The organism is Clostridium cuniculi, assembly GCF_004353185.1.
GTDB lineage: Bacteria > Bacillota > Clostridia > Clostridiales > Clostridiaceae > Clostridium > Clostridium cuniculi.
Map to the genome: position 1 here is coordinate 1 of NZ_SMUS01000013.1, position 12391 is coordinate 12391.

Below are 12391 nucleotides of genomic sequence, written 5' to 3' on the forward strand. Positions count from 1 at the left end.
CGCTAGCTTTGTTCCGAAGAACTCCACTCGCTCGACTTGCATGTGTTAGGCACGCCGCCAGCGTTCGTCCTGAGCCAGGATCAAACTCTCACTAAAAAGTTTAATCATTTGCTCAAATTACTTTGAGTCTTTATTTTAAGACTCTCAAAAGAATTGCTGGTTTACTTTAACTATATTCTGTTCAATTTTCAAAGACCATTTACTCTGTCGCACCAAAGCGACTTCTTTATCTTATCATCACTCTTTGCTACTGTCAACAACTTTTTTTAAAAGTTTTTTTGACGTTTTGCTCAAGCAACGTAATTTATCTTATCACTTACTTTCTAACATGTCAACTTTTTTATGTTGTTTTTCTGTCAGTCATCAGCGACGTGTTTTATCTTATCATGTAGCTATTATTTATTTTCAATTTATTTTATATTTATATTAATTTATTTTAATTATATATGCATTTTTCTCCTTTTTTCTTTATTTTTCTACTATTGATACACTAGGATAAGAGTATTGCTGTATTACCCCTTAAATAATATTTTCACTCTAATTTTAATATAAAAAGTGGCAAATTATTAAATACTGTTAATAGTATTCATAACTTGCCACATAATATAACTATTTTAAATAATAGTGCCTATATTACTCTTCAGAATCTTCTTTTTGTGCTTCTTCAACTAATCTATCTAAACTAGTATCTTTATCATCTACATCACTTTCATTATCTGCACAAGCTTCTAATGTTAATTGTTCCTCATTATCATTATCGCCAGTACCAGTTATTTTAGCAATAGCTACTACTTTTTCCTCTTCTGAAGTTCTCATTAATGTAACTCCCATTGCAGATCTACTAGTTACTGAAATATCAGAAACATTTATTCTTATAGCTATACCACTACTATTTATCAACATTAATTCATCTTCTGGACTACAAACAGTTGCTCCTACAACTTTACCAGTCTTTTCACTTATCTTGTAAGTAATAAGACCTACTCCACCTCTATTTTGTCTCTTATATTCAGTTAATGGTGTTCTCTTACCAAATCCATTTTCACTTATAACTAATAAATCTTCATTATCTGAAGCTATATCCATACAAACAGCTACATCTTCATCTCTTAAATTCATAGACTTAACTCCTGATGCAGCTCTTCCCATAGGTCTTACATCTTGTTCATTGAACTTAATTGCATTACCATCTTGAGAAACTATTATTATATCAGCATCTCCTCTTGTTACCTTAACTTTAAGAAGTTCATCTCCTTCTCTTAAGTTAATAGCAATAAGTCCACTCTTTCTTAAGTTCTTAAATTCTGATAACGGAGTTTTCTTAACTAAACCTTGTTTAGTTGCCATGAACAAGTATCCATCTACAATATTATCCCTAACAGTTAATACAGTTTCTATTCTTTCATCTTGTTCTATTTGAATAAGATTTATTATATTCGTACCCTTAGCTGTTCTTCCTGCTTCAGGTATTTCATATGCTCTCTTTTTATATACTCTACCTCTATTAGTAAAGAATAATACATCTGAATGAGTTGAAGTTACTAGCACGTGTTCAACGAAATCATCTTCTTTCGTAGACATTGCTTGTATTCCTCTTCCCCCTCTTCTTTGAGCAGAATATGTGTCAGCTGATATTCTCTTGACATACCCTGTATGAGTTAAAGTTATAACTGTTTCTTCTTCTTGAATTAAGTCTTCAATATCAATATCATTTACAACTTTCTCTATTTGAGTTCTTCTTTCATCGTTATATCTAGCTTTTATTTCAAGTAATTCTTCTTTAATTACACCTAATAACAATTCTTCACTTGCAAGAATTGAATTTAAATAATCAATAAGTTTCATTAACTCTGCATATTCTTCTTCAATCTTATCTCTTTCTAAGCCTGTTAATCTTCTTAATCTCATTTCTAGAATAGCAACTGCTTGCTTTTCTGATAATCCAAATCTTTCACTTAAAGTATTTTTAGCTATTTCACTAGTTTTTGATCCTCTAATGATGCTAATTACTTCATCAATATTATCTAAAGCTATTCTTAACCCTTCAAGAATATGAGCTCTAGCTTGTGCCTTTTCAAGTTCAAATATTGTTCTTCTAGTAACAACTTCTTTTTGGAAGTTAATATAGTTAGATAATATTTGTTTTAGATTTAAAACTTGTGGTTCATTGTTAACTAAAGCTAGCATTATAATACCAAAAGTATCTTGCATCTTTGTATGTTTGAATAATAGATTTAATACAACATTAGGATTCGCATCCTTCTTTAATTCTATTACTATTCTCATACCTTCTCTATCTGATTCATCTCTTAAATCTGATATTCCAACAATCTTTTTATCTTTCACTAAATCTGCAATACTTTCAATAAGCTTAGCTTTATTTACTTGGTATGGAATTTCTGTAACTACTATTCTATGTCTTCCATTTTCCTCTTCTATTTCAGTTTTAGATCTTACTACAACTTTACCTTTTCCTGTTTCATAAGCAGCTCTTATCCCTGATTTACCCATTATAATTCCACCAGTTGGGAAATCTGGCCCCTTAATACATGTCATAAGTTCTAATCCAGTAGCTTCTGGGTTATCTATTAACATTATAGTTCCATCTATAACTTCTCCTAAATTGTGAGGAGGTATGTTAGTAGCCATACCAACTGCTATACCTGATGATCCATTAACTAAAAGATTTGGGTATCTTGAAGGTAATACAACCGGCTCTTGTTCTTCGCCATCAAAGTTCGGCATAAAATCTACAGTATTCTTATTTATATCTCTAAGCATTTCTACTGCAATTTTATTCATCTTTGCTTCTGTATATCTCATTGCCGCTGCACTATCACCATCTACAGACCCAAAGTTACCATGACCATCTACAAGCATATATCTCATGGAGAAATCTTGTGCCATTCTTACTAATGCATCATAAACTGATGAATCACCATGTGGATGGTACTTACCTAAAACTTCTCCAACTATTCTTGCACATTTTCTGTATCCCTTGTTTGGCTCTAGACCTAACTCTTGCATTGCATAAAGAATTCTTCTATGAACTGGTTTAAGACCATCTCTTACATCAGGAAGAGCACGCCCAACGATTACGCTCATGGCATAATCGATGTAGCACTTTTTCATTTCTTTATTTATATCTACATGTATAAATTTTCCTTCATTTAAGTTCATGTACTCACCTCAACTAATACTAAATACTTTAGTACTATATATCTAAATTGCTTACTTTCTTAGCATTCTTTTGAATAAATTCTCTTCTTGGTTCAACCTTATCACCCATTAATATAGTGAATATTTCATCTGCTGCAATAGCATCTTCTACCGTTGCCTTTAAAAGAATTCTGTGTTCTGGATCCATAGTTGTATCCCATAATTGATTTGCATTCATTTCTCCAAGACCTTTGTATCTTTGAATATTTATTGAACTATCCTTTCCACCAAACTCTTCTAAGATTTTATCTAGCTCTTCATCTGTATATGCATACTCTTCTCTCTTACCTTTACTAACTTTATATAGTGGTGGTTGAGCTATATATACGTGTCCTCCATCTATTAATGGTCTCATATATCTATAGAAGAATGTTAATAATAGCGTTCTTATGTGTGCTCCATCAACATCGGCATCGGTCATAATTATTATTCTATTATATCTTAATTTTTCTTCATCGAAATCTTTTCCAATTCCTGCACCAAAGGCAGTAATCATTGATCTTATTGTGTCTGAGTTAAGTATTCTATCTAATCTTTGCTTTTCAACGTTAAGAATCTTACCTCTTAAAGGTAATATAGCTTGGAATTTTCTATTTCTTCCTTGCTTTGCTGATCCACCCGCTGAATCCCCTTCGACTATATAGATTTCACATTCTGCTGGATCCTTAGATGAACAATCTGCTAATTTTCCTGGAAGAGTAGATCTTTCAAGAACTGATTTTCTAGTAAGTTCTCTTGCTTTTCTAGCAGCATCTCTAGCTCTAGCAGCCATTAATGCTTTATCTATTATAATCTTACCAACTGCAGGATTTTCTTCTAAGAAAATACTTACTCCTTCAGCCACTATTGAATCTACAACTCCTCTTACTTCTGAATTTCCAAGCTTAGTTTTTGTTTGCCCCTCAAACTGTGGCTCAGAAATCTTAACTGATACAACAGCTGTAAGTCCTTCTCTAGCATCATCACCTGAAAGGTTCTTGTCATTATCTTTTATATGACCAAATCTCTTAGCATAATCATTTATTGCTCTAGTTAAAGCACTCTTAAATCCTGCTAAGTGAGTTCCCCCCTCAATTGTGTCTATATTATTTGCAAATGAATATAAATTTTCATTATATCCATCATTGTATTGAAGTGCAATTTCAGCTATTATTCCATCTTTTTCACCTTCAACATAAATAGGTGATTCATGTAATACTTCTTTATTTCTGTTTAAGTAAGAAACGAATTCCTTTATACCACCTTCATAATGGTATCTTTCAACTCTTTCTTCATCTTCTCTCTTATCTATTAAAGTTATAGCTATCCCCTTATTAAGGAATGCTAATTCTCTTAATCTACTTGATAATACTTCAAAGTCGAATACAGTATCTTCGAATATTTCATGATCTGGTTTAAATAATACTTTAGTTCCATGCTCATCTGATTCACCAATTTTAGTTAAATCACATAATACATTTCCTCTTGAGTATTTTTGTTGCCATATAAAGCCTTCTCTCTTTACTGTAACCTCACAATACTCAGATAATGCATTAACAACTGATGCCCCAACTCCATGAAGACCACCAGATACCTTGTATCCTCCGCCTCCAAATTTACCACCAGCATGTAATACAGTCATTATTACTTCTACTGTTGCCTTTCCCATTTTCGGATGTATACCAACTGGCATACCTCTACCATCGTCGATTACAGTAATTGAATTATCCTCATTTATTGTAACTTCTATGTTTTTACAAAATCCAGCTAAAGCTTCATCAATACTATTATCTACTATTTCATATACTAAATGATGAAGTCCTCTAGAGCTCGTGCTCCCTATGTACATTCCAGGTCTTTTTCTAACTGCTTCTAAACCTTCTAAAACCTGAATCTGACTTTCATCATAACTTTGCTTATTCTCTTCCAACATAAACTCCTCCTTATATTTTTGTTTTCTTAACTCTGAAGGCTAAATATTGGACTTAAGGATTATAATCAATATTTGTTCTCTTAGTTAAAGTAGATGATGAAATAGGTGATAAATACACCTTACTCATTTTATTAACTTCTGCTATAACAAATGATTTAGGACTTTCCTTTGAAATTTTTTCAACAAATCCGTCTTCTTCAGCCATTCTTAAAAATGATATTGTATCTGAACTATACATTGATGTCTGTAAATCAAAAATACCAATTACATCCTTTATTGGTACCACTACGTTTTCTCCTAAATGTAAAAACATAAGATCTCCTCCCTTAGTTTAGGATTTCTCCATCCTTAACTTTAAAAACTTTAGATTTATCATCTAAATATTCATACAAATCTTCTATTCCAGTACATGTAATAATGGTTTGTATATCTCCAATTGTGCTTAAAATATATCTTTTTCTACTAAAATCTAATTCTGATAATACATCATCCAAAAGTAATACTGGATGTTCCCCTGTAAGTTCTTTTATTATTTTCAATGATGAAAATTTAATAGTTAAAACTGCAGTTCTTTGCTGTCCTTGAGAACCATAACTTTTAGTATCAATATCATTTATTAAAACAGTAAAATCATCTCTATGGGGACCTATAGATGTAATTCCTCTTTCACAATCCCTGCTTCTATTTTTTTCTAAAAGCGAATAGAAATTTTCTTTTATGTTCTCTAAATCTTTAATAGTACTAATATATTTAAATTCAATTTTTTCTTTACCAGAAGTTATATCAGAATGAATTTTAGCAGAATATTTATTTAACTTTTGAATATATTCTAATCTATCTATTATTATATTATATCCAAATTCCACCAATTGCATATCATAAACATCTAAAATATCTTTATTTATATTTCTATTTCTTAATATACTATTTCTTTCATTCAAAACTTTATTATACTGAACAAGATTATAATAGTATTTAGGATTTAATTGGCATAATTCCATATCAATAAATTTTCTTCTTACACCGGGAGAATCCTTAATTATTTTTAAATCTTCCGGAGAAAACATTACAACATTAAAATTTCCAAATAGTTCCCCTATCTTTTTTATTTTAATCTTATTTACTTGTATTGCTTTTTTTCCGTCCTTAAGAATGCTTATATCTATTCTCTTGTCTAATCTCTCTCTACCAACTGTAATACTTAATAATGCATTATTAGAGTTCCAATTGATAAGCTCTCTATCTTTTGACGTTCTATGAGATCTTGCAAAAGCACAATAGTATATGCCCTCTAATATATTAGTTTTTCCTTGGGCATTATCACCCATAAAAACATTAACATGTGGACCTAAACTTATATCCAATACATTATAATTTCTATAATTCAGCATTTGCAATCTTTTAATAAACATCTTAAACACCTTTAATTATAACATATTAAATTTAATAAGGATAAGTATTCTGGAAAAAATTAGTTATTTAAACTACTTTGTAACTTTCCCCATTAAATTCAACTATGTCACCTTTATATAATTTTTTCCCTCTTTGTATACAAATTTCACCATTAACTTTTACAAGTTCATCTAAAATATACATTTTAGCTTCTGATCCTAGTGAAGCTACTCCGGAAAATTTTAAAAATGAATCTAATTTTATAAATTCTGTACTTATTTGTATTTCATTCATAACACTTCTCTTGTATATTTATTCAAATTTTATACAAGTTTCCTCCTATCTAACTAGTCTAACAGGTAAAACTAGGTATTTAGCACTATTACTATTTTTTCCTTTTATTACACATGGACTAACACTTGATGTCATCTCTACAACTACATCTTCTTCTTCCATATTCTTAAGAACATCTAGTAAGTATCTTGAATTAAATGCAATTTGAACTCCATCACCTTGCAGATTTATATTAACTTCCTCTCTAACTTTTCCCAATTGAGAATTAGAAGTTATAACTAAAGTATCTTCTTGAACATCTAATCTTATTAAATTACTATTTCCATCCTTAGCCATTAATGATGCTCTTTCAATTCCTTGTTGAAGATCTTGCTTTTTAACATTGACTAATAATTTATATTCTTGTGGTAAAAGAGAAACATAATTAACAAACTTACCATCTAATAATCTTGAAATAATATTTGTATTATTAACATTAAATAAAATATGATTATTTGTGAATGTGATTTTTACGATATCAGTATTATCTTCTAATATTTTTGAAACTTCATTTAAAGTTTTTCCAGGAATAACAACTTCAATGTTATCATCTACATCTAATAATTCACTTCTAACGGCCAATCTATACCCATCTAATGCAACTAAATTTAATTCTTTATTTTTTACTTCAAAAAGTATACCTTGTAATATTGGTCTAGCCTCATCTTGAGCTATAGCAAATGATGTACCTTTTATCATATTCTTTAATAAGTTTTGAGGAACTTCAACACTAAGATCCTCATTTATACTTGGTAATGCAGGATAATCACTAGGATTCATGAAAACTAAATTAAACACTGATTTTTCACATGTAATTTGTATTAAATCATTTTCAGCTATTTCTATTTTTACATCTGAATTTGGTAGTTTTCTTATGATTTCAGAAAAAATCTTTGAATCAATAACAATACTACCTTCTTTAATAACATCAGCTTCAACTTTTGTTTCTATACTTACATCCATATCTGAACCAATAAGAGTTAAACCTTCTTTATTAGCTTCGATATATATACCTTCTAATACAGGCATTGTTGTTTTTCCTGTAATTGCTTTAGTTACTATAGAAATACCCTCTTGTAATTTTTGTTTTGAGCATATTATGTTCATAATTTTACCTCCTAAGTTATACACAGTTATCAACATTGAACTATGCAATATAATAAGATAAATATAATAAATAAATATAATAATAGTAGTAGTAAGGGCTGTGGATTTGTGGATAAGTACCGCCAGCCCTTATATTTCAACAAAATGCATGTAAAAAATACTGTGGATAAGTCGGTAATAAATTGATAGTCTTATCCACAGTATCCACACTGAAAGACTAAAAAATGACTTATCCACAAAGTATTCACTAGTTATTATGTACAGTTGTTGATTATTTTTGTGTTAGCTTTTTTGTTATATCGTTTATCGTATGTTCTAAGCTTTCGTCATTATTTAGAGTTTCTGATATTTTTTCATAAGCATGTATAACAGTTGTATGATCACGTCCGCCAAATTCCTCACCAATTTTAGGTAGTGACATGTCTGTAAGCTTTCTGCTTAAATACATAGCTATCTGTCTTGGATATGCTACATTTCTAGTTCTTCTCTGTGATTTTAGGTCTTCAACTCTTAAATTAAAATAAGCAGCGACTACGTCTTGAATTAGATCAATAGTGATGCTTTTATTTTGTTTATTTGAAATTATGTCTTTTAAAGCTTCTGTAGCTAAATCTACAGTTATTTCTCTATTTGTTAATGATGAATAAGCAACTATTCTGATTAATGCTCCTTCAAGCTCTCTAATATTAGACTTGATTTTTGTTGCTATATAAACCATTACCTCATTAGGTACATTTAGATTTTCTACATCTGCCTTTTTCTTTAAAATAGCCATTCTTGTTTCAAAATCAGGAGCCTGAATATCAGCAATAAGCCCCCATTCAAATCTTGAACGTAATCTATCTTCTAAAGTTGGAATTTCTTTAGGTGGTCTATCTGATGATAGAATTATTTGTTTGTTGGCGTCATGTAGAGTATTAAAAGTATGGAAGAATTCTTCTTGAGTTCGTTCTTTTCCTGCAATGAATTGAATATCATCTATTAATAGAATATCTACGCTTCTATATTTAGTTCTGAACTCTTCATTTTTATCATCTTTAATAGCATTTATTAATTCGTTTGTGAATTTTTCTGATGAAACATACACAACTTTAGCATTTGGATTGTTTTGAAGTATATAATGTCCAATAGCATGCATTAAGTGTGTTTTACCTAATCCTACGCCTCCATAGATAAAAAGAGGATTATAAGCTTTAGCTGGAGATTCAGCAACAGCAAGAGATGCAGCATGGGCAAATCTATTACTATTACCTATTACAAAAGAATCAAAAGTATACTTAGGATTTAATGTACTAGACATTTCATCATTAACTGTAACAGCTATATTATCCTTAGTATTTTCCTTTTCTTTTTTTTCTTTTTCTTCAGCCTCTTGTATTTCAGAAGCAATTAAAAACTCTAAATTATACGTTTTAGAGCAAGCGGCTTCTATTGAATTTATAACTAAATCCTTATATCTTTTTTCTAATATATCTTGAGTGAAGGAATTAGGGACACTGATTTTTATTGTGTTGGCTGATATGCATAGTGGCTCGCAGCTTTTAATCCAAGTGTTAAAACTAACCTCAGTTAACTCGCCTTTTATTATATTCAGGGTTTTTTCCCATAATTCTTTAAGCTCAGTCTCCATTTAAGTATCCTCCAAAAAAAGAAATTTTAAAAAATTATAAACAAGATATCAACAGAATTATTAACAGAAAAATGATTATGTTGACAAAGTTGAAAAAATTAATAACATATTAACATTTTATGTAGATAATATAATCATAATATAGTTATCCACAGTTTTAAATATTATAAACATAAATATTATAAACAGCTAATAAACGCCCTATTTCTGACAATAATATGTAAAAAACTAAATAATTATTAAGAAAAATCGAACAAGTTATACACAGATTAATCCACAATTGTGGATAAGTTAAGTTATTCACATATTTATTCACACTTATACTTAATAATATCATAAATCAATATAAGTTATCAATAAGTTATCCACAAATTTTAAACTGTGAATAACTTTATCAACAGTTTTGCGGAATTTAATTCATATTGACAGTAAAAAGGTAAATATATATAATAATAAAGTAACTTTAAATTGAGAAGTATAGTTTTTACTATAAAATAAATCACTCAAAGGGGGTGTATTTCGAATGTTCATGACATACCAACCAAAAAAGAGACAAAGAAAAAAAGAACATGGTTTCAGAAAAAGAATGAGCACTGCTTCAGGAAGAACTGTTCTTAAGAGAAGAAGACAAAAAGGTAGAAAAAAATTAACAGCATAAGGGCCGCACTTTGTGGCCTTTTTTCTGCAAGTGCAGGAATTTTAAGGAGAATTTATTAAAACTTATGATATATAAATTAAGAAAAAATACGGAATTCAGACTTGTCTACAGAAGAGGAAAGTCTTATGCTAATAAATTATTGGTTTTATATGTTTTCAATAATAAGAAAAATATAAATGATGAAAATCTACCATATAATAAGGTAGGTATTTCAGTAAGTAAGAAAGTTGGAAATAGCGTAGTTAGAAGTAGAAGTAAAAGACTTATATATGAAAGCTATAGATTAAATATGAAAGATATTAAATCAGGATATGATTTTGTTTTTGTAGCCAGAAGCGCTATAAATGAAAAAAAATATAGCGATGTAGAAGCTGCTATGATAAACTTATTTAAAAAGGCAGGAATATATTTGCAATGAAAAAATTGCTTTTAACAATTATAAAGTTATATCAAAAATATTATTCTCCTATGCGTCCAAGAAGATGTATATTTGTACCTACATGTTCTCAGTATGCAGTTGAAGCCATTACTAAGTATGGTGCTTTAAAGGGAGGATTTTTATCTATAAAAAGGATTTTGAGGTGTAATCCTTTTAACAAAAACGGGGGATATGATCCGGTAAAATAAGGAGGCTATAGAATGTGGAATGCGATAGTAAATGTAATGACGAAGATGTTCGAGGCTTTACATAATTTAATTATAGCATTAGGGGTACCAAAACACGCAGAAGGGGTTTCGTATGTATTAGCAATCATATTATTTACAGCGATAATTAGATTATTAATATTACCTCTTAATATTAAATCAACAAAATCAAATGCAAAAATGCAAGAAATTCAACCAGAGATGAAAAAACTTCAAGCAAAGTATGCAAATGATCCACAAAAATTACAATTAGAAACTTCTAAATTAATGAAAGAAAATAATGTTAGTATGTTTGGTGGATGTTTACCAGCATTATTACCTTTACCAATATTATTTGCTTTATATGGAGTGTTTAGAAATATAACAGCTACGCCAGGAGCTGATACATCATTCTTATTTATTCCAGATATTTTTGCTCCTCCAAGTGGAATTGGCTTTGTTTCAATTATATTAGCAATATTAGCTGCATTAAGCACTTATATACCATCATTATTATTGAGCAAATCAATGCCTCAACAAGAAGGCGGAATGAATATGAGTACTATGAACATAGTTATGTCAGGGATGATGGGATTTATGTCACTTCAATTCCAACCAATATTAATAATTTATTGGATAACTGGTGGAATAATTCAATTAATACAAACATATTTCTTAAATTATCTACCAGCGATGAAAAAGAAAAAAATTGAAGAAGAAAAAGCAGCACAAGCTAAAATTCAAAAAGCTAAAAAGTCTACACCAAAAACTAAAAAGAGATAATTATCATATTTTCTAGGTGGTGAATAGGGTATGAAAACAATTGAAATGACTGGTAAAACAGTTGAAGAAGCTTTAAAACATGCGTTAGATGAGTTAAAATTAACAAAAGATAAGGTTGATGTTGAAGTAATTGATGAGGGTAGTAAAGGATTATTTAACTTAATTGGTGCAAAGCCTGCTAAAGTTAAGGTTACTGCAAAACCAGACTCTTTGGATGATGCAAAAACATTCTTGGTTAGTGTTTTAAATTCTATGGATATAAATGCAGACATCGATATCAAAGAGGAAAATGATATTATTAAGATTAATTTGAAAGGTCCTAAGATGGGATTAGTAATAGGTTATAGAGGTGAGACTTTAGATTCACTTCAATACTTAGTTTCATTAGTAGTTAATAAGAATCATGAAAACCCATATAAGAGAGTGGTTTTAGATGCAGAAAACTATAGGCATAAAAGAGAGGAAACTTTAATAAGAGTGGCTCAAAAGACTGCTTATAAAGTTAAAAAATCTGGAAGACCATATAAGTTAGAACCTATGAATCCTTATGAAAGAAGAATTATTCATTCAGCACTACAAGAATATACTGATATTAACACATATAGTGAAGGTGAAGAGCCTTTTAGAAGAATAATTATAAGTTTAAAAAAATAATAAGAGAAAGCCTAAATTAGGCTTTCTCTTATTATTTTTTTAGAATTTTGACTTATATAAAATTGTTTTGTAAAATGAA

Annotated in this window: 12 protein-coding genes and 1 rRNA gene; 5 read left to right on the forward strand and 8 right to left on the reverse strand. The window is 29.5% G+C overall.

The genetic code is table 11. The annotated features are described in order from the left end of the window. The 8 genes from EJJ37_RS08230 to dnaA all read right to left on the reverse strand — a co-directional run. Positions 1-96, reverse strand: a 16S ribosomal RNA gene (locus EJJ37_RS08230); the annotation flags it as partial. 537 nt (positions 97-633) lie between these two features. Then, the gene (gene gyrA, locus EJJ37_RS08235) at positions 634-3180 is read right to left on the reverse strand and encodes a DNA gyrase subunit A (RefSeq protein ID WP_133015124.1); all 2547 of its coding nucleotides are present in this window, start codon (positions 3178-3180) and stop codon (positions 634-636) included. 34 nt (positions 3181-3214) lie between these two features. Beyond that, positions 3215-5131, reverse strand: a complete 1917-nt coding sequence (gene gyrB / locus EJJ37_RS08240) for a DNA topoisomerase (ATP-hydrolyzing) subunit B (RefSeq protein ID WP_193553917.1) — start codon at positions 5129-5131, stop codon at positions 3215-3217. Positions 5132-5183: 52 nt separating this feature from the next. Continuing rightward, positions 5184-5444: an extracellular matrix regulator RemB gene (gene remB / locus EJJ37_RS08245; protein ID WP_133015125.1), complete on the reverse strand. Its 261-nt coding sequence runs from the start codon at positions 5442-5444 to the stop codon at positions 5184-5186. 13 nt (positions 5445-5457) lie between these two features. Beyond that, positions 5458-6543 (reverse strand): DNA replication/repair protein RecF, encoded by a 1086-nt coding sequence (gene recF, locus EJJ37_RS08250; RefSeq protein ID WP_133015126.1) that lies wholly within the window; start codon positions 6541-6543, stop codon positions 5458-5460. 67 nt (positions 6544-6610) lie between these two features. After that, entirely contained in the window at positions 6611-6817 is a 207-nt protein-coding gene (locus EJJ37_RS08255) for an RNA-binding S4 domain-containing protein (RefSeq protein WP_133015127.1), read from the reverse strand. 45 nt (positions 6818-6862) lie between these two features. Beyond that, the gene (dnaN, locus tag EJJ37_RS08260; protein WP_133015128.1) at positions 6863-7963 is read right to left on the reverse strand and encodes a DNA polymerase III subunit beta; all 1101 of its coding nucleotides are present in this window, start codon (positions 7961-7963) and stop codon (positions 6863-6865) included. A gap of 271 nt (positions 7964-8234) precedes the next feature. Next, positions 8235-9593, reverse strand: a complete 1359-nt coding sequence (dnaA, locus tag EJJ37_RS08265) for a chromosomal replication initiator protein DnaA (RefSeq protein ID WP_133015129.1) — start codon at positions 9591-9593, stop codon at positions 8235-8237. Positions 9594-10116: 523 nt separating this feature from the next. Here dnaA and rpmH point away from each other — a divergent pair. The 5 genes from rpmH (at position 10117) to jag (ending at position 12312) form a co-directional block, all read left to right on the forward strand. Then, entirely contained in the window at positions 10117-10251 is a 135-nt protein-coding gene (gene rpmH, locus EJJ37_RS08270; protein WP_032116814.1) for a 50S ribosomal protein L34, read from the forward strand. A gap of 64 nt (positions 10252-10315) precedes the next feature. Beyond that, entirely contained in the window at positions 10316-10669 is a 354-nt protein-coding gene (gene rnpA, locus EJJ37_RS08275) for a ribonuclease P protein component (protein WP_133015130.1), read from the forward strand. After that, positions 10666-10878, forward strand: coding sequence for a membrane protein insertion efficiency factor YidD (gene yidD, locus EJJ37_RS08280; RefSeq protein ID WP_133015131.1), 213 nt, complete (start codon positions 10666-10668; stop codon positions 10876-10878). The genes rnpA and yidD overlap by 4 nt, the downstream gene beginning before the upstream one ends. 12 nt (positions 10879-10890) lie before the next feature. Further along, complete coding sequence (gene yidC / locus EJJ37_RS08285; RefSeq protein ID WP_133015132.1) at positions 10891-11658, forward strand: membrane protein insertase YidC; 768 nt, start codon at positions 10891-10893, stop codon at positions 11656-11658. A 30-nt stretch (positions 11659-11688) separates the two neighbouring features. Continuing rightward, the gene (gene jag / locus EJJ37_RS08290; RefSeq protein WP_133015133.1) at positions 11689-12312 is read left to right on the forward strand and encodes an RNA-binding cell elongation regulator Jag/EloR; all 624 of its coding nucleotides are present in this window, start codon (positions 11689-11691) and stop codon (positions 12310-12312) included. Positions 12313-12391: the final 79 nt, after the last annotated feature.